21 protein-coding genes are annotated in these 25,602 nt (G+C 66.1%); 10 read left to right on the plus strand and 11 right to left on the minus strand.

The genetic code is table 11. The annotated features are described in order from the left end of the window. The first annotated feature begins 10 nt into the window (after positions 1–10). Complete coding sequence (locus AC25Z0_RS14855; RefSeq protein WP_488133703.1) at positions 11–2,050, plus strand: bifunctional aldolase/short-chain dehydrogenase; 2,040 nt, start codon at positions 11–13, stop codon at positions 2,048–2,050. After that, positions 2,047–3,501 (plus strand): rhamnulokinase, encoded by a 1,455-nt coding sequence (locus AC25Z0_RS14860; RefSeq protein ID WP_488133704.1) that lies wholly within the window; start codon positions 2,047–2,049, stop codon positions 3,499–3,501. Before AC25Z0_RS14855 ends, AC25Z0_RS14860 begins: the two co-directional genes overlap by 4 nt. A gap of 25 nt (positions 3,502–3,526) precedes the next feature. Here AC25Z0_RS14860 and AC25Z0_RS14865 read toward each other — a convergent pair whose 3' ends face one another. The 4 genes from AC25Z0_RS14865 to AC25Z0_RS14880 form a co-directional block, all read right to left on the minus strand. Continuing rightward, positions 3,527–4,372: a transglutaminase family protein gene (locus AC25Z0_RS14865; RefSeq protein WP_488133705.1), complete on the minus strand. Its 846-nt coding sequence runs from the start codon at positions 4,370–4,372 to the stop codon at positions 3,527–3,529. Continuing rightward, positions 4,369–5,298, minus strand: coding sequence for an alpha-E domain-containing protein (locus AC25Z0_RS14870; RefSeq protein ID WP_488133706.1), 930 nt, complete (start codon positions 5,296–5,298; stop codon positions 4,369–4,371). Before AC25Z0_RS14870 ends, AC25Z0_RS14865 begins: the two co-directional genes overlap by 4 nt. Next, positions 5,298–7,022: a circularly permuted type 2 ATP-grasp protein gene (locus AC25Z0_RS14875; protein WP_488133707.1), complete on the minus strand. Its 1,725-nt coding sequence runs from the start codon at positions 7,020–7,022 to the stop codon at positions 5,298–5,300. Before AC25Z0_RS14875 ends, AC25Z0_RS14870 begins: the two co-directional genes overlap by 1 nt. A gap of 98 nt (positions 7,023–7,120) precedes the next feature. Further along, complete coding sequence (locus tag AC25Z0_RS14880; RefSeq protein ID WP_488133708.1) at positions 7,121–7,900, minus strand: IclR family transcriptional regulator; 780 nt, start codon at positions 7,898–7,900, stop codon at positions 7,121–7,123. Positions 7,901–8,104: 204 nt separating this feature from the next. Between AC25Z0_RS14880 and AC25Z0_RS14885 the strand changes: the two genes are divergently transcribed. The 3 genes from AC25Z0_RS14885 (at position 8,105) to AC25Z0_RS14895 (ending at position 10,990) form a co-directional block, all read left to right on the plus strand. Beyond that, positions 8,105–8,707: a DJ-1/PfpI family protein gene (locus AC25Z0_RS14885; RefSeq protein ID WP_488121586.1), complete on the plus strand. Its 603-nt coding sequence runs from the start codon at positions 8,105–8,107 to the stop codon at positions 8,705–8,707. A 197-nt stretch (positions 8,708–8,904) separates the two neighbouring features. Continuing rightward, positions 8,905–9,687, plus strand: a complete 783-nt coding sequence (locus tag AC25Z0_RS14890) for a FadR/GntR family transcriptional regulator (RefSeq protein ID WP_488133709.1) — start codon at positions 8,905–8,907, stop codon at positions 9,685–9,687. Between the two features lie 10 nt (positions 9,688–9,697). Then, positions 9,698–10,990 carry an alpha-hydroxy acid oxidase gene (locus AC25Z0_RS14895; RefSeq protein WP_488121588.1) on the plus strand — a complete coding sequence of 431 codons (1,293 nt, stop codon included), beginning with the start codon at positions 9,698–9,700 and terminating at the stop codon, positions 10,988–10,990. A 179-nt stretch (positions 10,991–11,169) separates the two neighbouring features. On the opposite strand, the gene AC25Z0_RS14900 is transcribed toward AC25Z0_RS14895, so the two are convergent. The 3 genes from AC25Z0_RS14900 to ddaH form a co-directional block, all read right to left on the minus strand. Continuing rightward, a complete protein-coding gene (locus AC25Z0_RS14900; RefSeq protein ID WP_488121589.1) occupies positions 11,170–11,838 on the minus strand; it encodes a hypothetical protein in 669 nt (222 codons plus the stop codon). Positions 11,839–11,990: 152 nt separating this feature from the next. Then, entirely contained in the window at positions 11,991–13,262 is a 1,272-nt protein-coding gene (gene rocD, locus AC25Z0_RS14905) for an ornithine--oxo-acid transaminase (protein ID WP_488133710.1), read from the minus strand. A gap of 28 nt (positions 13,263–13,290) precedes the next feature. Continuing rightward, complete coding sequence (ddaH, locus tag AC25Z0_RS14910; protein ID WP_488121591.1) at positions 13,291–14,151, minus strand: dimethylargininase; 861 nt, start codon at positions 14,149–14,151, stop codon at positions 13,291–13,293. A 370-nt stretch (positions 14,152–14,521) separates the two neighbouring features. Between ddaH and AC25Z0_RS14915 the strand changes: the two genes are divergently transcribed. Together AC25Z0_RS14915 and AC25Z0_RS14920 are read left to right on the plus strand one after the other, a co-directional pair. Continuing rightward, positions 14,522–14,959, plus strand: a complete 438-nt coding sequence (locus AC25Z0_RS14915) for an Lrp/AsnC family transcriptional regulator (protein WP_488121592.1) — start codon at positions 14,522–14,524, stop codon at positions 14,957–14,959. A 101-nt stretch (positions 14,960–15,060) separates the two neighbouring features. Beyond that, a complete protein-coding gene (locus AC25Z0_RS14920) occupies positions 15,061–15,426 on the plus strand; it encodes a GntR family transcriptional regulator (RefSeq protein WP_488121593.1) in 366 nt (121 codons plus the stop codon). Between the two features lie 165 nt (positions 15,427–15,591). Here AC25Z0_RS14920 and AC25Z0_RS14925 read toward each other — a convergent pair whose 3' ends face one another. Next, positions 15,592–19,236 (minus strand): proline dehydrogenase family protein, encoded by a 3,645-nt coding sequence (locus AC25Z0_RS14925; RefSeq protein ID WP_488133711.1) that lies wholly within the window; start codon positions 19,234–19,236, stop codon positions 15,592–15,594. Between the two features lie 138 nt (positions 19,237–19,374). Between AC25Z0_RS14925 and AC25Z0_RS14930 the strand changes: the two genes are divergently transcribed. Both AC25Z0_RS14930 and AC25Z0_RS14935 read left to right on the plus strand, forming a co-directional pair. Continuing rightward, on the plus strand, positions 19,375–20,298 hold the full coding sequence (locus AC25Z0_RS14930; protein WP_488133712.1) for a LysR family transcriptional regulator: 924 nt from the start codon (positions 19,375–19,377) through the stop codon (positions 20,296–20,298). 77 nt (positions 20,299–20,375) lie between these two features. Next, entirely contained in the window at positions 20,376–22,013 is a 1,638-nt protein-coding gene (locus AC25Z0_RS14935; protein WP_488133713.1) for a phytoene desaturase family protein, read from the plus strand. 116 nt (positions 22,014–22,129) lie between these two features. On the opposite strand, the gene AC25Z0_RS14940 is transcribed toward AC25Z0_RS14935, so the two are convergent. Next, complete coding sequence (locus tag AC25Z0_RS14940) at positions 22,130–23,008, minus strand: SDR family oxidoreductase (RefSeq protein ID WP_488133714.1); 879 nt, start codon at positions 23,006–23,008, stop codon at positions 22,130–22,132. Between the two features lie 218 nt (positions 23,009–23,226). Between AC25Z0_RS14940 and AC25Z0_RS14945 the strand changes: the two genes are divergently transcribed. After that, the gene (locus AC25Z0_RS14945; protein WP_488121598.1) at positions 23,227–23,733 is read left to right on the plus strand and encodes an SRPBCC domain-containing protein; all 507 of its coding nucleotides are present in this window, start codon (positions 23,227–23,229) and stop codon (positions 23,731–23,733) included. Between the two features lie 54 nt (positions 23,734–23,787). Here the strand turns inward: AC25Z0_RS14945 and AC25Z0_RS14950 are convergent, their stop codons facing one another. Next, positions 23,788–24,348: a thioesterase family protein gene (locus AC25Z0_RS14950; RefSeq protein WP_488121599.1), complete on the minus strand. Its 561-nt coding sequence runs from the start codon at positions 24,346–24,348 to the stop codon at positions 23,788–23,790. Positions 24,349–24,455: 107 nt separating this feature from the next. Beyond that, a complete protein-coding gene (locus AC25Z0_RS14955; RefSeq protein WP_488133715.1) occupies positions 24,456–25,595 on the minus strand; it encodes a bifunctional 2-methylcitrate synthase/citrate synthase in 1,140 nt (379 codons plus the stop codon). Positions 25,596–25,602: the final 7 nt, after the last annotated feature.

Below are 25,602 nucleotides of genomic sequence, written 5' to 3' on the forward strand. Positions count from 1 at the left end.
AGGAGCAACTATGACCATCAACCACGCAGCTGCAGAACTGATCGCGCGATCCAACCGCCTCGGCAGCAACCCGAAGAACACCAACTACGCGGGCGGCAACACGTCGGCCAAGGGCAGCGAGATCGACCCGGTGACCGGTGAGCCCGTCGAACTGATGTGGGTCAAGGGATCCGGCGGTGACCTGGGCACCCTCACCGAGAGCGGCTTGGCCGTGCTGCGCCTCGACCGGATGCGCTCGCTCGTGAACGTCTACCCCGGTCTCGAGCGCGAAGACGAGATGGTGGCGGCTTTCGACTTCACCCTGCACGGCAAGGGCGGCGCGGCCCCGTCGATCGACACCGCCATGCACGGCCTCGTCGACGCGGCGCACGTCGACCACCTGCACCCGGACTCCGGCATCGCGATCGCAACGGCAGCCGACGGCGAAGAACTCACGCGCACCATTTTCGGCGAGAAGGTGGTCTGGGTGCCATGGCGTCGGCCAGGCTTTCAGCTCGGCCTCGACATCGCCGCCATCAAAGACGCACACCCAGGCGCCATCGGCTGCATCCTCGGTGGCCACGGCATCACGGCATGGGGTGACACCAGCGACGAGGCCGAGGCGAACTCGCTGTGGATCATCGACACCGCGGCCGACTACATCGCGACGCACTCGAAGCCTCTGCCCTTCGGCCCGGCCCTTGACGGATATGGCGCACTGGCCCCGGCCGAGCGCCTGGCCAAGGCTGCCGCACTGGCCCCCACGATCCGCGGCCTGGTCTCCACCGACCGCGCCCAGGTCGGCCACTTCACCGATGATGCAGTCGTACTCGACTTTTTGGCATCCGCTGAGCACCCGCGGCTGGCCGCACTCGGCACCAGCTGCCCAGATCACTTCCTGCGCACCAAGGTCAAGCCGATGGTGCTCGACTTGCCCGCCGACGCCTCGATCGAGGACTCGATCGCCCGCCTGCAGGAACTGCATGAGCAGTACCGCGCCGGCTACCAGGCGTACTACGACCGCAACGCAGTGGCAGACTCCCCCGCCATCCGCGGCGCAGATCCCCTCATCGTGCTCATCCCCGGCGTCGGCATGTTCAGCTACGGCGCGAACAAGCAGACCGCACGCGTGGCCGGCGAGTTCTACATCAATGCCATCAACGTGATGCGCGGCGCAGAGGGCCTCTCCAGCTACGCGCCCATCGACGAGGCCGAGAAGTTCCGCATCGAGTACTGGGCACTCGAAGAAGCCAAACTGCAGCGGATGCCAGCGCCCAAGCCTCTCGCCAGCCGCGTTGCCCTCGTCACGGGAGCTGCCTCCGGCATCGGTAAGGCCATCGCCACCCGCCTGGCCGCAGAAGGCGCCTGCGTCGTCATCGCCGACCTCGACCTCGCGAAGGCGCAGGCCGCCGCCGCTGAACTCGGGTCGACGGATGTCGCGATCGGCGTGCAGGCCAACGTCACCGACGAAAATCAGGTGCAGGCATCCGTCGATGCAGCGGTATTGGCATTCGGCGGCCTTGACCTCGTGGTGAACAACGCTGGGCTCTCGCTGTCGAAGTCGCTCTTGGAGACCACCGTCGCCGACTGGGACCTGCAGCACAACGTGATGGCCAAGGGCTCGTTCCTGGTCTCGCGCGCTGCCGCCCGCGTGCTCATCGACCAGAAGCTCGGCGGGGACATCGTCTACATCTCCTCGAAGAATTCAGTGTTCGCCGGCCCGAACAACATCGCGTACTCGGCCACCAAGGCCGACCAGGCGCACCAGGTTCGACTGCTGGCTGCTGAGCTCGGCGAGCACGGCGTGAAGGTCAACGGCATCAATCCAGACGGCGTCGTGCGCGGCTCCGGCATCTTCTCCAGCGGATGGGGCGCCAAGCGCGCCGCCGTCTACGGGGTGCCCGAGGAAGAGCTGGGCGCCTACTACGCGCAGCGCACACTGCTGAAGCGCGAGGTGCTCCCAGAGAACGTGGCGAACGCCGTGTTCGCGCTCTGCTCCAGCGATCTCTCCCACACGACGGGGCTGCACATCCCGGTGGACGCCGGCGTCGCGGCGGCCTTCCTGCGATGACCAGCACCACAGCAGGCACGGTTGCCGCCGTCGACCTCGGCGCCACCAGCGGTCGGGTCATGCTGGGCTATGTCGGGCCGAACGAACTGCGACTTGAAGCCGTCAACCGCTTCCCGAACACCCCCGTCGAGACCCCAGACGGCCTGCATTGGAACATTCTCGAGCTCTACCGTTCGGTCGTCGACGGGCTGGGGCACGCGGCACGCCTCTCGCCAGGGCTGTCGAGCATCGGTATTGATTCGTGGGCTGTCGACTACGGCTTGCTGCGCGGAGACCGGCTGCTCGGTATCCCGTTCCACTACCGTGATTCGCGCACGTCACGGGGAGTTGCCTCTGTTCATGAGCGGATGCCGTTCGCCGAGCTGTACGCCGACAACGGCCTGCAGTTCCTCCCGTTCAACACGCTCTATCAGCTCGAGGCAGAGCGTGCCGGCGGCCTGCTCGACCTGGCCGACCATGCGTTGCTCATTCCCGACCTGATGGCGTATTGGTTGACAGGCGAACGGGTCGCCGAGAGCACCAATGCGTCAACGACCGGGTTGCTCAGCCTCCCAGACGGGCCCGGCGCACAACCGCGCTGGAACGATGCGCTGATCGAGCGGCTCGACCTGCCACGTAGCCTCTTCCCCGCGCTCGTGCAGCCGGGCGACCGCATCGGCACCCTGCTTCCCTCTGTGGCTGGGGCGACAGGCCTGGCCACCTCGACTCCGATCGTGGCCGTCGGGTCGCACGACACGGCATCCGCTGTGGTGGCTGTGCCCATGACAGACCCGGATGCCGCCTATATCTCGAGCGGCACCTGGGGGCTGGTCGGCGTTGAGCTCGAACACCCCGTGCGCACAGAAGCCAGTCGCCTCGCCGACTTCACCAACGAGGGTGGCGTCGACGGACGCGTGCGCTTCTTGCACAACGTGATGGGCACTTGGCTGCTCAGCGAATCGGTGCGAACGTGGCAGAAAGCAGACCCGAGCGTCTCTTTGCTGCCCCTCGTGGCGGCGGCAGAGGCGGTGACCACCCCGGTGGCTGTCTTCGATGCCAATGACCCGCGTTTCATGGAGCCCGGCGATATACCGGCACGGATCGCCGAGTGGTGCATCGAACACGGCCAGCCGGTTCCCGCAAACCAGGCAGAGTTCGTGCGCAGCATTATTGAGAGCCTCGCCCGCGCGTTCGCGGCTGCGGTGCAGACGGCGTCTGAGCTGTCGGGCAAGACGGTGAACACCATCCACATCGTCGGGGGCGGATCTCAGAACGCGCTGCTCTGCCAGCTCACGGCCGACCACGCTGGAGTGCCCGTTCTCGCCGGCCCTGTCGAAGCGACAGCACTCGGTAATGTGCTGGTGCAGGCGCGGGCAGCCGGCCTCATCTCCGGCGACCTCGAGACGTTACGCGCTCTGGTCGCGGCGAGCAGTGAACCGGTGCGCTACGCCCCGCGGCGCGTGGCTGAATAACGAGGCGATTGGCTGGATAGAGAGATCAGTATTCGCGCGTGATCTCGACGTTCACGAACAACTCTGAGCCAAATGGGCCTGCGTACACGCCTCGAAGCGGCGCGACATCCGTGTAGTCCCTGCCGCGACCGACGAGGACATGCCGGTCGCCGATGTCGATGAGGTTCGTCGGATCGTAGCCACGCCACCCACCGCAGAACCATTCGACCCACGCGTGCGACTCCCCCGTCACGGTCTCGCCGATGGCAGCATCCGGTTTCGGATGCAGGTAACCGGAGACGTAGCGGGCCGGGATTCCCACCGAGCGCAGGGCGCCGAGCGCAATATGCGCAATGTCCTGGCAGACGCCCTTCTTCTCTGCCCACGCCTCTGCCGCCGTTGAGTGCACCCCGGTCACCCCTGCCATGTATTCGACGGCTCCTCCGACGGCCTGGCAGATGGCGAGTGCACTCTCGCAGGGGTCCAATCCACTGGCCGCGATCTCTGCGGCGAGCGCCGCGACATCCGCTGGGGGCGTCGTTCGGGACGTTTGGGCGATCTGGTCAACCGTTTCCATGCTGGCGCGGGCAGTCGTGGCGAGTTCGTCCCAGTCGAACGGATGCCCCAGATGTGCGTTCTCCCGCACTTCAACCAGGCTCGTAGCCGTGAGGGTGAGTTCCCGGTGCGGACTCAGCACGTCGAAGGCGCTTACCCTGGTTCCCCAATAGTCGACATAGGTATTGAGCGATGACATCGGCGAGATGTTGAGGAATGACGACAGCACGAACTGGTTCTCTGCACCCGCTGGCAGCATCCGCGCCTCGTTGTACGACGCATTCACCTCGCCCTCGTAGTGGAATCCGGTGGTGTGGGTGATGCGAAGGCGCTTCACAGGCGCTCTCCCGTCCAGCTCGGTGCAGCGCTCGTGGGAAAGTACCGCTGGCGGATCGCTTCGCTGGCGGCACTCGTGGCATCCTGCACGCTGTCCATCTGCGCAGGCAGGTCTTCAAGGATGTCGACAATGGGCCGGTATTCGAGCTCACTGCGCATCTGGCCGAACAGGCGCTGGGCATTGTCAGAGACCCCCACCCGGTCGAGGCGCGGCTCAAGGGCCCGCATGCACTCCTCCGCACGCGTCACAGAGAAGAGAATGGAACGCGGAAACAGCCGGTCAAGGAGCAGGAACTCGGCGGCATTCTGCGCGGACGGCACACCTCGGTAGGTGCGGAGGTACGCCTCGTAGGCGCCGCACGAGCGGAGGATTGTCGTCCACGACGGGCCGGATGCCTCGGTGAGCGAGCGTGTGGCCAGCAGCCTGGCCGTCATATCCGCCCGTTCGAGGCTGCGGCCGAGCGTGAAGAAATGCCACGCGTCGTCCCTGCTGGTCGCTGACTCGACGATGCCAACGGCCAGCGCCGCCCGCTCGTGAACCCAGTGGAAGAACTCGTGCACCTTGTCATCTGCGACGCGGCGCGGCATCCTGGCCCGCGTTGTATTCAGGCACTCCCAGAGTTCGCTCGACACGATCTCGCGTGCGCGGCGGGCGTTCTCACGGGCCGCCCCCAGCGAAAACGCGATGGACGCCGGCTGCGACCGGTCGACGGCGAGGATGCCAAGCACATCCTTGCGGGTGAGGATCTTGTCCTCTGGCGGCTCGCTGCCCATCACGGACAAGAGCGACCGGCAGGCGGTGTCCTCGTCAATCCACGGGTCCTCGAGCAGCAGTTGCAGGTGAACGTCGAGGATGCGCGCTGTGCCATCCGATCGCTCGATGTAACGTCCGATCCAGAAGAGTGACTCTGCGATTCGAGAAAGCATCAGACTCCCTCCGTGACAAGCGGATGCTGTTGGTCGGTGCGATCAGTGCGGCCAGCCGGGGCGGTGACCTGCTGCTGCTGCTGCTGCTGTTGTTGTTGCTGCTGCTGGCCGGTGCGCGGGTCGTCGTGCGGGGAGTGATCGGGCGTGTGAGGTTTGTCGTGGTGTGGCGGCAATGTCACCGTTGCCGCCGCCTGCTCAGAGACAAGACCCTGGATGTCGTGCGGGTCGATCACGCTCCCCGGCGTGCCGGCAGGAGCGCCGACGACCCAGGTGTCCTTGGATCCGCCACCCTGGCTGGAGTTGACGACAAGCTGCCCTTCCGGCATCGCCACCCGGGTGAGTCCGCCTGGCAGAACCCAGATGTCGCTGCCGTCATTGACCGCGAACGGACGAAGATCGGCGTGCCGCGGCCTCATGCCGTCTTCGACGAGCGTAGGAATCGTGGACAGCTGCACGACCGGCTGGGCGATCCAGCCTCGCGGGTCGGCAATCAGTCGCTTCCGGAGGGCGGCGAGTTCGGTCGGCGTGGCATCCGGCCCGATGACCAGGCCCTTGCCGCCCGAACCGTCAACGGGCTTCACGACGAGTTCGTCGAGGCGGTCGAGCACCTCTTCAAGCGCCCCCGGATCTTCAAGTCGCCACGTGTCGACGTTCGGCAGGATCGCATCTTCTCCCAGGTAATAGCGGATGAGATCTGGCACGTAGGTATAGACGAGCTTGTCGTCCGCCACACCGTTTCCGACAGCATTGGCGATGGTCACGTTTCCGAGCCTGGCCGCCAACAGCAGCCCAGGGGATCCGAGCACTGAGTCGTCCCTGAACTGCAGTGGGTCGAGGAATTCGTCGTCGACCCGGCGATAGATCACATCGACCCGCATCGGGCCGGCGGTGGTGCGCATCCACACCTTGCCGCCGGAGACGTAGAGGTCGCGCCCCTCCACAAGTTCGACGCCCATCAGCCGGGCGAGCAGGGTGTGCTCAAAGTATGCCGAGTTGAAGACGCCGGGCGTCAGCACCACGACATTGGGGTCGTCGATACCCTCCGGTGCGCTCGCGCGGAGGGCCTGCAGGAGACGGATCGGGTATTCGCCGACGGGTTGCACCCGGAGCGAGACGAAGAGTTCTGGCAGCGTTTGCGCCATGACGCGGCGATTGGAGATGACGTAGCTGACGCCGCTCGGCACCCGCACGTTGTCTTCCAATACTCGCCAGGCGCCCTTTTCATCGCGGATGAGGTCGATTCCGGAGACCTGGATGCGTACGCCGTTCGCGCTGACGATCCCTGCTGCCTGCCGGTGGAAATGGCTCGACGAGCTGATCAGAGCGGCCGGGATGACGCCATCTCGAACGGCGCGTTGGCCGCCATAGACATCCGCCAGGAAAGCCTCAAGCGCACGCACCCGCTGCTTGATGCCGGCTTCGACATCGACCCATTCGCTGTGGTCGATAACCCGCGGAACGGCATCGAGCGGGAACGGGCGCTCCTCGCCGGCGAAGTCGAAGGTGACTCCCTGCGCCAGGTACGAACTCGCGAGAGCTTCGGTTCGCCCGCGCAGCTCTGCCTTGGTCATCTGGGCGAGCGCCTGGTAAATCTCCTTATAGGCCGGCCTCGCTTCCACATGACCGCGCCCCGACGGCTCAGCGAACATCTCGTCCCACGCGGCACTGCCGGTTCGTTTCCGGGGCAGAAGCGTTGAGCCATACCCGTCAAAGAGGTCCACCATGGGCCGAGCCTAGGACTGCCCTGTTGCGGCGATGTTTCCGGGAGGCTGCCCGCCGGTGTCGAAGTGGCAGGCGCCCGATCTGGGTGCACGCGGCGATATCAGCCGGGCAGCTGCGATGACACCAGCCAGGCGCCCCGCCGCACAGCGCGCTCCAGATCTCGCGCCCGCACGTTGAAGTCTGCCGCCGAGACCGACACGGAGACGGCGCCGATCGTGCGCCCGCTGCGGGAGCGAACGGGCGCAGCAATGCATGCGAGCTTCGGCATGTACTCCTCGATCTCCACGGCGAGTTGCTGCGCGCGCACGTCGTCGAGCTGTTCCCGGAGGTCGGCGACATCCGTCACGCTGTCCGGCGTCAGCGCCAGCGGGCTGTGCCGCTCAAGAAACCGGCCCAGCCCGGCCTCGTCCTTGGCCGCCAGCATCAGCTTGCCGAATGCCGTCACGTGCGACGCCTCTGCAAAGCCGACGTGCAACTGCGAGATGCGCGGATGCTCCGGTGAGTCCTCGATGTGGGCGACGGCAATATCGTCGCCCCTGAACACCGTGAGATACGCCGGCGCATGGGTGCTCTCGTGCACCGATTGCAGCACGCTCCTCACCTCAGGCGTCGCCAGCAGCTGCAGGTGCACCGCCCGGCCGAGTGCGTCAACGGTGCGACCCAGAATGTAGCGGTGATCACCGACCTGGCTGCTGATGTAGTCGGCCTTCTGCAGGGTGGCGAGCAGCCGATAGCTCGTCGAGAGCGACAGTCCGAGTTCGCGGGCGACCTCGGCAGCACTCGCGCCCATCGGCGACGATCCGACCAGCTCGAGGATGCGGAGCGCACGCTCCGCCGACTGGATTCCCGCGCCGTCGCGCGGCTGCATCGCTGAAGCCATGCCCAGAGTGTAGGTCAGCAGCGGGCCAGCTGAACAGGGTCATGGACGGCGAATCTGCATCCGTTTCGCACATGGTGGGAAAGCAGGTTGTCGGCGGCACGTGCCGCTGCTCACACTTGTGCACAGGGATGCCGCCGCTCGCGAGAACCACGACACGAGCCCCCGATACCCGCATTCCACCACACCCATACAGAGAGGTATGACATGGCCAAGGTACTCATTCTCACCGGAGACGCCGCAGAGACCCTCGAGGTCTTCTACCCGTACCAGCGACTGCTGGAAGCCGGGTATGAGGTGCACATCGCCGCCCCAGAGAAGAAGAAGCTGCAGTTCGTCGTGCACGACTTCATTGATGGCTTCGACACGTACACGGAGAAGCTCGGTCACGCCTGGGATGCCGACATCGCCTTCAAGGATGTGAACAGCGACGACTACGTCGCCATCGTGGTGCCAGGCGGGCGCGCTCCCGAATACATCCGTAACGACGAGGACGCCAAGCGGATCGTGCGTGAGATCTTCGCTCGCAACGCTCCCGTCGCAGCTCTTTGTCACGGCCCGATGCTGCTCGCAGCGGCCGGCGTGCTGCAGGGACGCACCTCGTCGGCCTACCCGGCGCTCGCGATCGACGTCGAACTCGGTGGCGGCACCTACGAGAACGGAGCGGCCGTCGTCGACGGCAATCTCGTCTCTGGGCGCGCCTGGCCAGACCACCCGTCGTGGATGCGTGAGTTCATGCGCATCCTGGAGGCGGCGCATCCGGCCGCCGAAGCGAGCACGGCCGGCCAGCCGGTCGGCGCGACAGTCTGAGCCCCATGCGTCGCTGAACGAGCGGGCCACCGAGCGCCGAGAATCGCCGTTCATGCCGAGAGTCGCCGTTGCATTGGCGACTCTCGGTCGAAACGGCGACTCTCGGCGAAGGCGCGTCACGGAGGCAAATAGTCTGTATGCTGTGTGGTCTGACCACATGAATCGGCCGGCGGCCGACAGACGAAAGGCACAGCGACGTGAGCGACGAACGACGCGCCTGGCAGGTCGTGCTCGAGCACATCGAAGCCGACCTGCTCTCTGGCGCCCTGCGTCCCGGCGATCACCTGCCGGGCGAACGCGCGCTCTCCGCTGACCTCGGCGTCGGCCGCTCAAGCGTGCGCGAAGCCATTCGGGTGCTTGAGGTGCTTGGACTCATCCGCACCGCGACCGGATCGGGCCCGACCTCTGGCGCGATCATCGTGGCGACCCCGTCGGGCGGCATGAGCGCGCTCATGCGACTCCAGGTCGCCGCCACCGGTTTCGCCGTCGCCGACATCGTGAAGACCAGGCTCGTGCTGGAGACCTCCGTTGCCGCCGATCTGGCCGTGGCGAACCCGCGCCCAGATCTCAGCCGGGCCACCGCGCTCCTCGACGTCATGGAGGCCGGCAGCCGAGCCGCCGACGCCACGAGCAGCACAACGAGCACAGCGGATGCCGCGCCCCTCACCACCGACGAGTTCCTCGCCCTCGACACCCAGTTCCACCTGGTGCTCTCCGAGATCCTGGGCAACCAGGTCATCACCGCCACCATGGCTGGGCTCCGCAGCTCGATTGAAAGCTATGCGCGCGTGGGCGCGACCCGCCTCGACTCGTGGGAGGAGGCATCCGTTCGCCTCATGCACGAGCACCGGCAGATCGTGGCCGCCATCGAGTCCGGCGACGCCGACAGGGCCAGGAGCGTCGTGCACGCGCACATCTCCGGCTACTACGCCGCCACCAACGTGTCCGATTCTCCCCTCTCCCCGACTCAGGAAGTGTGAACCGAAAATCATGGTCGACAGACGATTCCCCAACCCGCGCGATCTCGCCCCGCTCATGCAGTTCAAGAAGCCGGAGCTGAGCGCCCGCAAGCGCCGCCTGGCCAGCGCGACAAGCATCGCTGACCTGCGCACCATCGCCAAGCGGGTCACCCCGAAGGCCCCGTTCGACTACACGGATGGCGCGGCAGAGGGCGAGATCTCGCTGGCCCGTGCCCGCCAGGCCTTCCAGGACATCGAGTTCCACCCGGCAGTGCTGCGGAATGTGTCGGCCGTCGACACCACGCGGGAGATCCTCGGCAAGACCAGCGCCATGCCGTTCGGCATCGCCCCGACCGGTTTCACCCGGATGATGCAGACCGAGGGTGAGCGCGCCGGTGCGACCGCCGCAGAGTCAGCTGGCATCCCGTTCACCCTGTCCACCATGGGAACCACGTCGATCGAGGACGTCGCAGCGGCAGCTCCCGGCGGCCGCAACTGGTTCCAGCTGTACATGTGGACTGACCGCGAGCGCTCTCTGGCACTCGTTGACCGTGCCGCAGCGGCCGGCTACGACACCCTCATGGTCACCGTCGACACCCCCGTCGGCGGAGCACGCCTGCGCGATGTGAAGAACGGCTTCTCCATTCCGCCGGCACTCACGCCGAAGACCGTGCTGAACGCCCTCCCGCGTCCGGCCTGGTGGATCAACTTCCTCACCACGGAACCGCTGGCCTTCGCGAGCCTCGACCGCTGGTCAGGCACCGTTGCCGCGCTCATCGACACCATGTTCGACCCGACTGTCGGGCCAGAGGACGTGCAGTTCATCCGCGAGCAGTGGAAGGGCAAGCTCGTGGTCAAGGGCGTGCAGTCCGTGGCGGATGCCCAACTCGCCGTCGACCTCGGCGCCGACGGAATCATCCTGTCGAACCACGGCGGCCGTCAGCTCGACCGCGCGCCCATCCCGTTCCACCTGCTGCCGAGCGTGGTGCGCGAGGTCGGCCACCACACAGAGGTGCAGCTCGACACGGGCATCATGAACGGCGCTGACATCGTGGCATCCGTCGCCCTTGGCGCCCGGTTCACGCTCATCGGCCGCGCATACCTCTACGGCCTAATGGCCGGCGGGCGAGAGGGCGTCGACCGCACGATCGCGATCCTCTCAGAGGAGATTCGCCGCACCATGAAGCTGCTCGGCGTCGCTTCGCTCGACGAGCTGAACCCCGGTCACGTCACGCAGCTCGCTCGCCTGATGCCGATCGTGCAGCCGGTAGCGGATGCCGCAGCCGCAGCATCCGTTCCAAAGCGCGCGACCGTGGCGAAGTAGCCCAGATACAGCCATTCGGCCGGAGCCCGCGAGGCGGTGCTACCGGCCGGATGGTGTCCCGAAACTTACCCACCGTTGGTCGAGGAGGCCGTTCACGGCCGTCTCGAGACCGCTGGTGCACAGACGCACCAACCGGATTTCGAGACGCTCGCTGGCGCTCGCTCCTCAATCAACGGTGTTCAGAGCTTGGCGTATGACCGAACCGGAGCCTGCTTCAGCCTGGCCGCCATCGCCGTGGCTTCGGCTACTGTCGGGCCGTTCTTCGGCGCCTGAGTGCGTTCGATCGTGGCCGGTTCCGTGGCCGCGATGAACTCGACGCAGTCGTCGATCGCCGCCGCCAGCAGCATCCGGAGCTGATCGTCCGGGTTGCTGATGCACGCACGACCGATACCGTCGATTGACGACGCGATGATCGAGTGGCTGTGCCTGATTGAGATCTCGTTCGGCTGCCGGCGCAGGTTCGCAGAGATGAACACTCTGGCCCAACGCTCTGCCTCTGGGGCAGCAGCGAACGCAGCGTTCAGCGCACCTGCCGTGTCGACAGGACCAGACCCGCCCATCGTCTCCAGGCCAGCGGATGCGACAAGCGCACCAACCGCAAGCGAGTGCTGTCGTTCTTCAGCCACGACGGGCAGCGCCGCCGATGCTGCACGCAGCGCGAGAATGACATCCAGTCGCTTGTCATCGCTCGTGAGGCCGATGACCGACGGGATCAACAGGGCCAGTTTGCTCCTGGCTCGATCGGACGTGCAGTCGTTGACCATGCGTGCGAGGTGGGCAAGACCGGCGTGCGTGCAGGCCGGATGATCGCTCCATCGCTCGCCAGCAAGGAACGACGCGAACTCCATGAAGCACGCTCCTGCACGCGGCGTCCGATGCTTTCCGGCGGAAAGCATTGGAAGTATGTCCGGCTGGATTGACGACCCATTCATGAGGGCCTCCCCTCGACGACTTTGATGCCTCTACTGTGCGCCCGATCCATCCGAAATACAACGTTCAATTAGGCCCGCGTGGAGAAGCCTTCCAGCACCGCGGCGAGTTGATCAACGGCCCAGTCAAGGTCGGCCTCTGAGACCGTCAGCGGAGGGGCCAGCCTAATGGTCGAACCGTGCGTGTCTTTCGCCAAAACACCGCGCGACAGCAGCGCTTCACAGACCATGCGGCCGGATGCGAGAGCTGGATCGATGTCGACTCCCGCCCAAAGACCTGCCCCGCGCACCGTGACAACACCGTGCCCCACGAGCCTGCCGAGTGCCGCATGCAGGTGTTCACCGAGCACCTGCGCACGGCGCTGGTATTCGCCGGTCGCCAGCATCCGCACAACGGCCAGCCCGATGGCGGCCGCCAGCGGGTTCCCTCCGAAGGTGGAGCCGTGTTCGCCGGGCTGCAAGACACCGAGGATGTCGCGGTTTCCGACGACAGCCGACACCGGCACGATGCCGCCGCCGAGTGCTTTGCCGAGCAGGTAGAGATCCGGCACGACGCCGACCAGGTCGCAGGCGAATGTGGCACCGGTGCGGCCGAGGCCCGACTGGATCTCGTCGGCGATGAACAGCACGTTGTGGCGCTCAGTGATCTCGCGTACAGCCGGCAGGTAGGCGGCGGGAGGGACGACGATGCCGGCCTCCCCCTGGATCGGCTCGAGCAGCACCGCAACAGTGTTCTCGTCGATCGCGGCTTCCAGCGCTGCAGCGTCACCGTATGGCACGGTGCGGAAGCCGGGCGTGAACGGCCCGAAGTCGGCACGCGCTGATTCGTCGTCGGAGAAGCTGATGATGGTGGTCGTGCGGCCGTGGAAGTTCCCCGCGGCCACGATGATGTTGGCAAGGCCGGGAGCCACGCCCTTGACCCGGTATCCCCAGGCCCGCGCAACCTTGATGCCAGACTCAACGGCCTCCGCACCCGTGTTCATCGGCAGCACCATGTCTTTGCCCGCGAGCTCCGCGAGCGCGGTGACGAACGGGCCGAGCTGGTCGTTGTGGAACGCCCTGCTGGTCAGCGTGATGCGGTCGAGCTGGGTGCGGGCGGCGTCCAGCAGCACAGGGTTGGAGTGGCCGAAGTTCACCGCGGAGTACGCGGCGAGACAATCCAGGTAGCGGCGCCCGTCGACATCCGTCACCCAGGCACCATCACCGGTCGCCACGACGACGGGCAGCGGGTGGTAGTTGTGGGCGGCGTGCTCCTCTTCCAAGCGGATGTCCGCAGCCTGGCGAGGCGTCAGGTCACGGTCGGAGAGACTGCCGTTCGAGGTGTGGGTCTGGGGTGTCGACATGATGATCGTCCTTTCGCGGGTCAGCAGGTCAGCGGCGCAGTTCGAGGGTGCAGCACTTCACGCCGCCGCCACCGAGAAGCAGCTCAGACAGGTCGACGCCGATCGGGTTGTACCCGCGAGCGCGCAGCTGCTGCTCAAAGTCGGTTGCCCTCGATGCAATGACGACGTTGTAGCCGTCTGAGTACGAGTTGAGGCCGAGGATCGCGGCATCCGCTTCGGTGGCGATGATGGCATCCGGGTAGCGTGCCTCGAGAATGTCGAGGCTGGCCGCGTCGAAGGCACTGCGCAGGTAGGCGATGTTGGTGTCATCGAGCACGGCGATCGCCGTGTCGAGGTGGTAGAAACTCGGGTTCACGAGCGTGAGCGTGATGACCTCGCGACCGGACAGCGCGGCCAGTTCTTCGTGGCTGTTCGAGTCGCTGCGGAATCCGGTGCCGGCCAGGATGACGTCGCCGACAAGCAGGAAGTCGCCCTCGCCCTCGTTGATTTCCTGGGGCACGTGCACGTCGAAGTCGTTGGCGCGGAACCAGTCCATGTACGCGGGGCCTTCCGGTTGGCGCTCCGGGTAGGTGAAGCTCGCGCCGTAGGCCTTGTTGTCGATGACGAAGCCGCCGTTGGCCGCGTAGACCATGTCTGGCAGGCCATCGATCGGGTCGATCAGGTGCACGTCGAAGCCCAGGCCGATGTAGATGTCGTACAGGGCCTGCCACTGACGCAGTGCCAGCGTTGTGTCGGTGGGCACGGCGGGGTTCATCCACGGATTGATGCGGTACACCACGGTGAAATAGTCGGGTCGACACATGAGCACGGTGCGCTTGACCGGTGTGCGGGTTATCGATTCGGTCATCGGCGCGTCCTCGATATTGGTTGACACGGTATCGGTTGACATGGGAACTCCTCATTCAAAAGCCCCGGTGCTGCACGGGGTTGCGGGGGTGAATGGCGGACCAGGTCGCTCACGAGAGCCCGGCGCGACCATTCGGGTGTGGTCGCGCCGGGACGCCACGTTCAGTCTCACACAGCACGAATCAATCATTTCTGCGTAATGCCGCGCTTTTCCTGCGTAATTACCCCGGTCAACGCAATAAAACTGCAGATGCTCGCCGTTTCCTGAACTACCCTGCCCACGCCATTCGCTTTTCGCGGATAGAAACGGATGCCGCCGCGGTGGCGCAGGGATCAGGAGGATCGTTGCGTACTGCGCTGAAATACTGCGTAGAGACCTGCAGTGACGCAATGAATTCACCTATACTCGCGGCATGGACAACCTTGACCGCAGCATCCTGGACTTGCTTCGTCAGAACGCGCGTGCTGGATACGGTGATATCGGCTCGGTTGTCGGCCTCTCAGCATCGGCGGTCAAACGCCGCGTCGACCGGCTGGTCTCCGACGGGGTGATTCGTGGGTTCACGATCCAGGTCGATCCGGCCGTGGACGGAATGGGCACGGAGGCCTACGTCGAACTGTTCTGCCGCGGCACGGTGGCCCCCGACGAATTGTTGCGCATCCTGTCAGGCGTTCCAGAGGTGGTGGAAGCTGGAACCGTCACCGGAAGCGCCGACGCGATGGTGCACATTCGTGCCCGCGACATCCTTGGGCTCGAAGCGGCTCTCGAGAAGGTGCGGCTGGCGCCGAATGTCGACCACACCCGCAGCGCGATCGTGCTGTCGAGGCTGATTCACCGAACGGCAGACTGAGCCACGCTGCCCCTGCTTTCTGGGCGCCCGGCTTGCGCCGACAGTCCCGTCAGGGCCACACTGACCACACACCACACCCACGAATAACCTCTGGAGCATCAGTGTCTCTGGCTTTCCTCGCGATCGACCCTGCTTCAGCATTGCCGCCGTTCGAACAGATCAGGGTGCAGGTCATGGATGCGGTGCGGGATGGACGCCTGTCCCCCGGCGCCAAGCTTCCGACAGTGCGCAGCCTTGCCGGACAGCTCGGCCTCGCCGCGAACACCGTCGCCCGCGCATACCGGGAGCTCGAGCACCACGAGATCATCGAGACCAGGGGTCGCAACGGGTCATTCGTTGCAGCAACCGGTGACGGTACCCAGAGGCAGGCGCATGCCGCCGCCATCGCCTATGCCGACCGGGTGACCCAGCTGGGCCTGAACCCCGACGAGGCGCTCAAGATCGTGGCATCCGCCCTCAACCGGTAGCCGTGCCCCGTTGGTTGAGGAGCGAGCGCCAGCGAGCGTCTCGAAATCCATCTGTGCAGGCCGCTATTGCATTCCACTCGCAAGAAATCGACCTAAAGCATCAGTTTTGGGTCGATTTCTTGCGAGCGGATGTCGGAGGCGAGCACGTGGACGCACGCGCCAGTGTTAGATGACGTCCTCTGACAGCGTGCTCGGGTTGCCGAAGCGGTGAGCCGTGATGGAAATCGCCTGTTCGCGAAGGAACGGCAGCACCTCGACCCGGCCGGCCTGGGTCACCGGGTGTGAGTACATCGCAATGTCGGGGCTGCCGACCAGGGCAGTTGCTAGAGCGGATGCCGCGGCCGCAGCCCCCACCATCGGGTCTCCGCCGATCAGGCGCACCCGACTCGTGGTGATGCCGCCCCTGGCAGCGCGGCCCAACCAGGCCGCATCGCTTTCGACGGTCACCACGATGTCCCTGGCTGACAACAGGTTGCGCACGGCCGGCGGTACCGGAATGGCGCTCGACACAACGAACTGGGAGTTCGACAGCGTTGCAGCCGCGATCACGCGCAGCAGGTCGGACAGCGTGCCGTCCTCACTCAGGCGCACCGTGACGGGCAGCGGCAGGTAACGGAACAGGTTGCGCTCAAGCTCAACGCCAGAGACATCCTTCACCGTGTTGAACTCTTCGCGCCAGGCCAGCGCGTCGCTGAGTGCCGAACGGCGCAGCGTGTCGAACTCCTCGTACTCAAGGGCCGACTGCGACGCCTCGATGAGGTCGCTCACGCGCTTCTCAAGGCCACGCAGGTGCAGGGTGGAGCTGTTCTTGCCTGGGTCGGTGACCCAGCTGCCGAGGCCGAACAGGTAGTTCGGGCCTCCAGCCTTGGTGCCGGCGCCTACAGAGGAGCGCTTCCAGCCGCCGAACGGCTGACGCTGCACGATGGCCCCGGTGATGCCGCGGTTGACGTACAGGTTGCCGGCTTCGACGGTCGCCAGCCATTCGGCCAGTTCATCGGAGTCGAGCGAGTGCAGGCCGGCGGTCAGGCCGTAGTCGACGGCGTTCTGGAAGCGGATGGCCTCCTCAAGCGTGCGCGCGTGCATGATGCCGAGCACCGGCCCGAAGAATTCGGTGAGGTGGAAGTACGAACCGGGCGCGACGCCGGTGCGGATGCCGGGCGACCACAGCTTGCCCGAGTCGTCGAGCTGCTTAGGCTCGACCAGCCATTCTTCTCCGGCGCCGAGGTTGGTGAGGGCGTGCAGCAGCTTGCCATTGGCCGGCTCGATGATCGGTCCCATCTGGGTGACCGGGTTCGACGGGTAGCCGACGCGCATGGAGGTCGCGGCATCCACCAGCTGGCCCATGAAGCGCTTGGACTTCGCGACAGAGCCCACGACGATCACCAGGCTGGCCGCAGAGCACTTCTGGCCTGCGTGGCCGAAGGCGCTCTTGATGACATCGGATGCCGCGAGGTCGAGGTCTGCAGACGGCGTGACGATGATCGCGTTCTTGCCGCTGGTTTCGGCCAACAGCGGCAGGTCGGCGCGGAACGAGCGGAACAGCTCTGCCGTCTCGTAGCCACCGGTGAGGATGACCCTGTCGACATTCGGGTGCGAGATCAGCTGGGTGCCGAGATCGCGGTCGGCCAGGTCGACGAGGGCGAGCAACTCGCGGGGAACGCCGGCCTCCCACAGCGCCTCGACCATGATGGCGCCAGAGCGCTGCGCGAGCTTGGCCGGCTTGATGATGACGCCGGAGCCGGCGGCGAGCGCGGAGAGCACAGACCCGGCGGGGATGGCGACAGGGAAGTTCCATGGCGGGGTGACGACCGTGAGCTTCGACGGCACGTAGATGGCGCCCTGTACCGCGTCGAGGTCTTTGGCCCGCTCGGCGTAGTAGTGCGCGAAGTCGATGGCCTCGCTGATCTCCGGGTCGGCCTCTGCGATGGTCTTGCCGGTCTCGGCGGCCATGACCTCGATGAGGCGGTCGCGGTTGGCGGCCAGGGCGAGGCCGGCGCGGTGCAGCACAGCGGCGCGCTCTGCGCCGGGGAGCTGGCCCCAGGCGATTCCGGCGTGGGTGACGGTATCGATGACGGTGTCGAGTGCGGCAGGCCTGGCGATACGGGCGGCGGCGATCGTATCGAGCCCGAGCGTCGACGTCTCCACCCTGGCCAGGATGCGACGACCCCAGGCACGGTTGGCCGGCAGGGCGGGGTCGGTGTCAGGCTCGTTGTGGAATCCGGTGCTGTGGAACCCGGACTGCGCGCTGCCGCGGGTGAGGCCGAGCACGGCTGCGGTGAGCTGCGGCTCCTCGTCGCCTGCGGCATCCAGCGTCAGCACCTCTGCGCCTGCCTCGCCTGCGCCTGACTCAGGAGCAGCGGATGCGAGAAGTCCCGCCGTGTTGGCGCGGTCCTGGGTGCGGTTCGGCGTCGGCACGATGACATCCCGCCCGCGCGTGGTCTCCAGAGCGTCGAGGGAGGCGAGGAAACGGTTCTTCTCGCGCTCGAACAGCTCTGGGGTGCTCGTCAGCTCGAAGACGGCCGACATGAAGTTGTCCTGGCTGGCGTTCTCTTCCAGGCGACGGATGAGGTAGCTGATCGCCACATCGAACTCGGCCGGGTTGACGACCGGCGTGTAGAGCAGGAGACGACCGACATCCTTCTTCACGGCCTCAGCCTGGCTGGTGGCCATGCCAAGCAGCATCTCGAACTCGACCTTGTCTGCCACACCGCGGGATGCGGCGAGGAGGTGGGCGTACGCGACGTCGAACAGGTTGTGTCCTGCGACACCGATGGCGACGGCATCCGTGTTCTCTGGGGTGAATGCCCAGTCGAGCACGCGCTTGTAGTTCGTGTCGCTGTCCTGCTTGGTGGAGTACGTCGCCAGCGGCCAGTCGTGCACGGCAGAGTCGACGTGCTCCATGGCGAGGTTGGCGCCCTTGACGACGCGCACCTTGATGGGGGCTCCCCCGGCGGCGCGACGCTCTTTCGCCCACGCGGTGAGGCCCTGGAGAGCGCCGAGCGCGTCTGGCAGGTAGGCCTGCAGCACGATGCCGGCCTCGAGGTCTTTCAGCTGCGGCTGGTCGAGGATGCGCTCGAAGACCGCGATGGTGAGGTCGAGGTCGCGGTACTCCTCCATGTCGAGGTTGATGAACTTGGCGCCGGCCGGCGCGCTGGCGGCGAGTTCGTAGAGCGGGGTGAGGCGTTCGACGACACGGTCGACGGCATCGTCGAACGACCACATCGACAGCTGGCTCGCAATGGCCGACACCTTGATAGAGACGTAGTCCACGTCGTCGCGGGCGAGCAGGGCGCGGGTGCCCTCGAGGCGGCGGAGCGCTTCGCGCTCTCCGAGCACGGCCTCACCGAGCAGGTTGATGTTCAGGCGGTTGCCCGATTCGCGGAGGCCCGCGATGACGGGGCCGAGCTTCTCTGGGGTGGCATCGACGACGAGGTGCCCGACCATCTTGCGGAGCACGGTGCGGGCTGCGGGGATGACCACCCAGGGCAGCACAGGACCGAAGACGCCGCCGAGCCAGATGGCACCGCGCATGTAAGCGGGCAGGAAGCCGGGGGCCAGCTTGGCGACACGCTGCAGGTTGTAGCCGGCCACCATGACGTCCTCAGGACGCATGACGCCGTCAACGAACCCAACGGTGAAGTCGAGGCCGTTCGGGTCTTTCAAGACACCCGCGAGGCGCTCTGCTGAGGCATCCGCTGGAATGCTCTCGCTCTCCTTGAGCCACTTCTGTACGAGGGCGACAACCGCCGTGCTGAGGTCGTGCGTTGCGGCCGGGCCGGGGGTACCGAGTGGGCTGCTGGGGTTGGTCATAGTCACGAGGCTAGTCTTTCGTTCGATCTGAATTCTGTACTCAGTGTGGCGCTCTGGTTCAATTAGCAAAAGCGAATCTTTGTTAACGATATTGATTAGGATTGCTTACGCTTTGCGCCGAACTGATGGAGGAGCCGAATGTTGGACATCAGGCGGCTGCGACTGCTGAGAGAACTGAAGATTCGCGGCACCCTCGCGGGGGTCGCCGAAGCCCTCGCCTACAGCCCATCAGCGGTGTCGCAGCAGCTGGCCCTGCTGGAGAAAGAGGCAGGAGTCGAGCTGCTGCAGAAGGTCGGCAGGCGCGTGCAGCTCACCCCGCAGGCCGAGATCCTGGTGGAGCACACCACGGTTCTGCTCGACCGCCTCGAGGTCGCCGAAGCCGACATGACGGCGTCGCTCACAACGGTGTCCGGCACGGTGAGAGTGGCCGTCTTCCAGTCGGCCGCGCACGCTGTGATTCCGCAGGCGCTCAGCCTGCTGGCCACCGAGTATCCAGACCTGCGTGTGGAGATCACCGAGCGCGAGCCGGAAGTGGGATTGTTCGAGGTCTCGGCCCGCGACTTCGACCTCGTCATCGCAGAGCAGTACCCGGGGCGCACCCGCGCTCACCTGCCAGACCTGGACCGGATCAACCTGGCCACAGACACGCTCCGGCTCGCGGTGCCGCGCGCCACGTCTGGGCGGATCACGGCCAACTCGCTCGAAGAAGCCGCCAGACTGCCCTGGGTGATGGAGCCGGAGGGAACCGCATCGAGGCAGTGGGCGACGCAGCTGTGCCGGTTCGCCGGCTTCGAGCCCGATGTGCGGTTCGAGACAGCAGACCTCATCGCGCACATCCGCTTGATTGAATCCGGCAACGCCGTCGGCATCCTCCCAGACCTCGTCTGGGCCGGCGAGAAGCCGTGGCTGCGTCTCAAGGACCTGCCAGGCAGCCCCCAGCGCACGGTGTTCACGGCTGCGCGGCGCTCCAGTGCAGGGCGCCCGAGCGTCGTGGCGGTACGGGATGCGCTGCAGCAGGCTGTCGGCCTCGTCACCGACCACGTCACGTCCCTCACGCACTGAGCACTGCCCGCACGCGCTAAGCACTGAGCGCCGAGCACTGCCCGTCGGATCCCAGCGCTGCCAATAAGATCTGGGCCATGACCGAATCCACGCACGATGTCGTCATTGTCGGCGGCGGCCACAACGGCCTCACCGCCGCCGCCTACCTGGCCAAGGCCGCCCTGAGCGTCATCCTGCTTGAACGAAGCGACCACGTCGGCGGGGCTGCGATCTCGGCAGAGGCCTTCGAGGGCGTCGACGCCCGACTGTCGCGCTACTCCTATCTCGTCAGCCTGCTCCCCCAGCGCATCATCGACGAACTCGGCCTCGACGTTCGCCTGGTGCGGCGGCGCTACTCCTCGTACACGCCTCACCCAGCGGATGCCGCGAGCGGGCTCCTCATAGATCATGCAGACCCCGCGGCCACGCTGGCCTCGTTCGAACGCGTCGGCGCTGCCGGAGACGCCGATGCCTGGACCGCCTTCTACGCGATGACCCAGAGCGTGGCCGGCGCACTCTTTCCTACCGTCTGTGAGCCGCTCCCCACCCGCACTGAGGCGCAGCGGCTGGTCAGCAGCGTCGCCGGCGATGAAGCCTGGACCGACCTGTTCGAGCGGCCGCTCGGCGTCACGCTGGGCGAACGATTCGAGAGCGACCTCGTGCGCGGCGTCGTCGCCACCGACGGCCTGATCGGAACGTTCACCTCAACGGATGACGCGTCGCTGGCCGCAAACCGCTGCCTCCTCTATCACGTGGTCGGCAACGGCACCGGCGATTGGGACGTTCCGGTGGGCGGCATGGGCGCCGTGACCGGCGAGCTGGAACGAGTGGCGCGCGAGGCCGGCGCCCGGATCGTGACCGGCGCCACGGTGACATCCGTTTCACCAACCGGCGTGGTGCGTTACCAGCGCCGCGGCTGCGAACGGAGCGTGACCGGCGAGCGGGTGCTGGTGAATGCGGCGCCCTGGGTACTGGACGGATTGCTGGCGACCGACCGAGGCGAGGTGGCCGACAGCGAGCGCGGCGATAGCGAGGTGGCCGACAGCGAGCACGACGCCACCAGCCGGCCGCCGAAGCCGGAAGGCGCCCAGGTGAAGGTGAACCTGCTGCTCACTCGCCTCCCTCGGTTGCGCGACACGAACGTCTCGCCGGAGGCTGCCTTTGGCGGCACGTTCCACAGCAACGAGACCTTCAGCCAGCTGGAGGCTGCATACGACCAGGGCGTGCGCGGGGTGGTTCCTGCGCTGCTTCCCTGCGAGGTGTACTCGCATTCACTCAGCGATCCGAGCATCCTGTCGCCCGAGCTCGCTGAGGCCGGCGTGCACACCCTCACGGTGTTCGGGCTGCAGACGCCAAGCCGCTGGCTGGCCCCTGAGAACAACGAGGCCACCCGCGCACGCCTGCAGGACGCCGTGCTCGCCTCGCTCAACTCGCTGCTCGCTGAACCCATCGAAGACCTGCTGCTGACGGATGCCGCCGGCCGGCCATGCATCGAAACGAAGACGTCGCTCGACCTGGAGCGCGACCTGAACATGCCGGGCGGCAACATCTTCCACGGCGAGCTTTCGTGGCCGTTCCTGGAGGACGATGCTCCGCGCCGCACTGCCGCGGAGCGCTGGGGCGTGGCAACGGCCCACCCGCGGGTCCTGATCTGCGGCGCTGGCGCTCGGCGCGGCGGTGGCGTGAGTGGCATCGGCGGACACAACGCGGCGATGGCTGTGCTCGAGGGCGACTGACCGCCCCGACGTCGGCTGGACGGCGGCACATAGTCGCAGCGCGGGTCGAACGCAGCGGCGCGGGGGTTGCAACTCCCGCGCAGCTGCGTTCGATGCGCGAAGCTCGAGGTTCCGGGCTATGCCTCCGCGCCGGTCGACACGGCGAGCGCATCGCGCAGGCCGTCTTCGAGCGGGGTCGTCGGGCGACCGATCAGGCGGGACAGCTCACCTGAGGTCTCCCCCAGGAGCCCGTCGGCGATGTTCGCATCAAGCGCGACGATGAAGCCCGCCGTCTCAGCCGGCAGGCCGACAGCGGTCAGGGCAGCGAGGTGCTCCTCCGGCGTCAGCGGCGTGTAGTCAACGTCGCGCCCGGTGAGGGTGGTCGCCACCGCTGCGAGGTCGTGGTGCGTCCAGGCGACATCGCCGGTGAGCTCGTATACGGCGTTCTCGTGGCCGGGCGTCGTCAGGACTGCGGCGACGGCATCCGCATAGTCTGCACGGCTGGCGCTGGCCACGCGACCGTCGCCCACGCTGGCGATGATGGTGCCGGTCTGGCCGGCCTGTTCAACGGTCTGCACGTAGTTCTCGGTGTACCAGCCGTTGCGGAGGATAGTGAACCCAGTGCCGGAGGCGCGAATGAGTTCCTCCGTCGCCTTGTGCTCCGGTGCCAGGATGAGGGCCGTGCTGTCTGCATGCGGGGCGCTCGTGTAGACGATCCGGCTGATGCCGGCGTCCTTCGCAGCGGCGATCGCGTTGGCGTGCTGAGCGACGCGCTGGCCGACCTCGCTCCCGGACACGAGCACGAGAGTCTCTGCGCCCTCGAAGGCTGCCCGCAGGCTGGCCGGGTCTGTGTAGTCGATACGAACGGTGCGGATGCCGCGCTCTGCGAGGTCTGCGATCTTCTCAATGCTGCGCCCCGCGGCCACGATCTCCGTTGGAGCGACTCCCCGCTGCAGGAGGGATTCGACGATCAGGCGACCCAGGTGTCCGGTTGCACCGGTAACGACTATTGACATTGGTTTCCTTTCGAGGGTGGCCGCGGTCAACGAGGGAACCGCGGTCGAAGGTAGTACCTGAGTCAACACTGCCCAGCGCTGGCGATTCCGGATGCGTCGATATTGGCCCTCCACGTGGCTCAGCACTCTGCCAACTCCCAGCCCCACCCACGCTCTGTTACCGCCGGGCAAAGAGGCCTAACCTGACAAGAAGAGTTTCACTCACCGTGGAGGTCGATATGACTGCACATCCCACCGGACGGCTTGCTCACCGGCAAGACGGTCTCTATCTCCTGCTTGATCGGCTGTTCACCGCGACGGCCGTTGATGTCTGGACAAGCCTCACCCGGCCGGCTGAATTGGCGACCTGGATCGGAACCTATACGGGCTCCCCGCGCACCGGCGCCGTCAAGTTTCTGATGTCGGCGGAGGAAAGCGCCGACTGGGAGTATGTGACGATCCGCGAGTGCGTGCCCCTGCACCGCTTCACCGGAGATATCGGCGAGGGCGACGATTCGTGGCGGATCATGTTCCACCTCGTCGACGCCGATGGCATGACAACGCTCACCTTTGGGCAACGGCTGCGGAGCGCTGCTGAAGCTGCGACTGTCGGACCCGGTTGGGACTACTACCTTGACCGGCTGGTCGCTGCTCGCGCCGGACGCCCTCTTCCGCAGTGGGAGCACTACTACCCCGCGCACGCGCAGTACTACAAAGACCTCATCGTTCCGAGCAAGTCGGCCTGACGCGCAGTTCAACCTGACGCGCAGGTCAACCTGACGCGCAGGTCGACCTGACGCTTAGTGCCAGGTGCTGGGCGCCGCTGCCTTGGTGGCCGGGAGCGCGACGTCTGTGCTCCAGTTCAGCAGCCAGTCAGGCACCGGGTCACCTGTCGGCGTTCCGATGGCCTCGAGCAGTTCGTCGATGCTGACAACCCCGCCGCTGCGCTTCAGGAAGCGGCCGCGGATGAATCCCTGCGCGTAAATCTCCGGCTGGCCATTCGCGTCGGGGCGCACGAAGCGCTGCTCGACGTAGACGGCCTTCTCGTCAAAGCCGAGGATCCGCGACTCCACCTGAAACTTCTGCCAGAGCGTCAGCGACTTTCGAAAGCTGATCGTCTCCGCCACGACGACCGGGTACCAGCCCTTCTCTTTGAAGAGCTGCCAGACGCCGTTCCGCTTCAGCATGTCAAAGCGCGCGACATCCATGATCGAGAGGTACACGCCGTTGTTCATGTGCCGCAGGATGTCCTGGTCGGTCGGCAGGGTGATGAAGTTCGTGCGCGCAATATCGAAGTGACCGAGACGGTGGCCGAAGCTCGAGCGGAACAGGTGGAGGATCGTCCTGAAGAACATATGCACCCGCCGATGCTAGGGCCAGCAGCGGATGCCTGTCGCCTGCTTTGTAGAACTCCTACAGTTCTGCAGTCTCCGCCAGTCCAGCCTCCGCGCTGCCCGCCCTACCCGCGCTAAGCCGGGAGCGTGCGCTCAGGGACATCGCGCTGCGGGGCCCCGTTGTACACCGAGAGCGGGCGGATGAGCGCGTTCGCCGACAGCTGCTCCATGATGTGTGCGGTCCAGCCGACGACGCGGCTGGCGACGAAGAGTGGCGTGAACGTCTCGGTGTCGAAACCCATCACGTGGTAGGTCGGGCCCGCCGGGTAGTCGAGGTTCGGCTTGATGTTCTTCCGCTGTCCCATGTCCTGCTCGAGCTCGATGTAGAGCTCCAACAAATCCGGACGGTCGTAGTGGATGAGCATGGTCTCCATCGCGGCGCGCATGGTCGGAACGCGGGAGTCGCCGTTCTTATAGACGCGGTGTCCGAAGCCCATGATCTTGCGCTTGTTCGCCAGCGCGTCGTCGAGCCATGGGCCGACCTTGTCTGCGGTGCCAATCTCCCCGAACGTGTGCATGACGGCCTCGTTCGCCCCGCCGTGCAGCGGCCCCTTAAGGGCGCCGATCGCACCGGTGACCGCTGAGTACAGGTCGGAGAGGGTGGAGGTGATGACCCTGGCCGTGAACGTCGATGCGTTGAAGGAGTGCTCCGCGTACAGGATCATCGAGACGTCGAAAGCACTGACGACCTCGAGGTCCGGCACCTCGCCGAAGGTCATGTGCAGGAAGTTGGCCGAATAGCTGAGGTCATCCCGCGGCTCGACCAGGTCGAGCTCGTGGCGCCGCCGCTGGTCGTAGGCCACGATGGCCGGCAGCTGCGCATAGAGCCGAATGGCCTTGTTGAGGTTGCCCTCTGGCGAGGCATCCGCTGCCCCTGGGTCCCTGGCGCCGATGACGCTGACGGCGGTGCGGAGCACGTCCATCGGGTGCGCCGTAATGGGCAATTCGTCGATCACGCGCTTGACGACCGGGTCGAGGTGGCGGAGCGCCCGCTCACGCTCTTCGAACTCAGCCAGCTGCGGGTCGGTCGGCAGTTCGCCGTGCCAGAGCAGGTATGCCACCTCTTCGAAACTGCACTTCGCGGCCAGCGCCTCAACGGGGTACCCGCGGTACAACAGCGAATTCGTGTCTGGATTCACCTTGGAGATCGCGGTGTAGTCCACCGGAACGCCGGCCAGACCCTTGTAGATCTCCTGCGTCATTGCATCGGCCATGCTCGTC

It is taken from the genome of Leifsonia sp. Y862 (genome assembly GCF_057669585.1).

Bases quoted from the DNA above. Each gene is read 5' to 3' on its own strand.
- AC25Z0_RS14855 (WP_488133703.1), top strand. From the start codon at position 11: ATGACCATCAACCACGCAGCTGCAGAACTGATCGCGCGATCCAACCGC.
- AC25Z0_RS14860 (WP_488133704.1), top strand. From the start codon at position 2,047: ATGACCAGCACCACAGCAGGCACGGTTGCCGCCGTCGACCTCGGCGCC.
- AC25Z0_RS14870 (WP_488133706.1), bottom strand. From the start codon at position 5,298: ATGCTTTCTCGAATCGCAGAGTCACTCTTCTGGATCGGACGTTACATC.
- AC25Z0_RS14875 (WP_488133707.1), bottom strand. From the start codon at position 7,022: ATGGTGGACCTCTTTGACGGGTATGGCTCAACGCTTCTGCCCCGGAAA.
- AC25Z0_RS14880 (WP_488133708.1), bottom strand. From the start codon at position 7,900: ATGGCTTCAGCGATGCAGCCGCGCGACGGCGCGGGAATCCAGTCGGCG.
- AC25Z0_RS14885 (WP_488121586.1), top strand. From the start codon at position 8,105: ATGGCCAAGGTACTCATTCTCACCGGAGACGCCGCAGAGACCCTCGAG.
- AC25Z0_RS14895 (WP_488121588.1), top strand. From the start codon at position 9,698: ATGGTCGACAGACGATTCCCCAACCCGCGCGATCTCGCCCCGCTCATG.
- AC25Z0_RS14900 (WP_488121589.1), bottom strand. From the start codon at position 11,838: ATGGAGTTCGCGTCGTTCCTTGCTGGCGAGCGATGGAGCGATCATCCG.
- rocD (WP_488133710.1), bottom strand. From the start codon at position 13,262: ATGTCGACACCCCAGACCCACACCTCGAACGGCAGTCTCTCCGACCGT.
- ddaH (WP_488121591.1), bottom strand. From the start codon at position 14,151: ATGTCAACCGATACCGTGTCAACCAATATCGAGGACGCGCCGATGACC.
- AC25Z0_RS14915 (WP_488121592.1), top strand. From the start codon at position 14,522: ATGGACAACCTTGACCGCAGCATCCTGGACTTGCTTCGTCAGAACGCG.
- AC25Z0_RS14925 (WP_488133711.1), bottom strand. From the start codon at position 19,236: ATGACCAACCCCAGCAGCCCACTCGGTACCCCCGGCCCGGCCGCAACG.
- AC25Z0_RS14930 (WP_488133712.1), top strand. From the start codon at position 19,375: ATGTTGGACATCAGGCGGCTGCGACTGCTGAGAGAACTGAAGATTCGC.
- AC25Z0_RS14935 (WP_488133713.1), top strand. From the start codon at position 20,376: ATGACCGAATCCACGCACGATGTCGTCATTGTCGGCGGCGGCCACAAC.
- AC25Z0_RS14940 (WP_488133714.1), bottom strand. From the start codon at position 23,008: ATGTCAATAGTCGTTACCGGTGCAACCGGACACCTGGGTCGCCTGATC.
- AC25Z0_RS14945 (WP_488121598.1), top strand. From the start codon at position 23,227: ATGACTGCACATCCCACCGGACGGCTTGCTCACCGGCAAGACGGTCTC.
- AC25Z0_RS14955 (WP_488133715.1), bottom strand. From the start codon at position 25,595: ATGGCCGATGCAATGACGCAGGAGATCTACAAGGGTCTGGCCGGCGTT.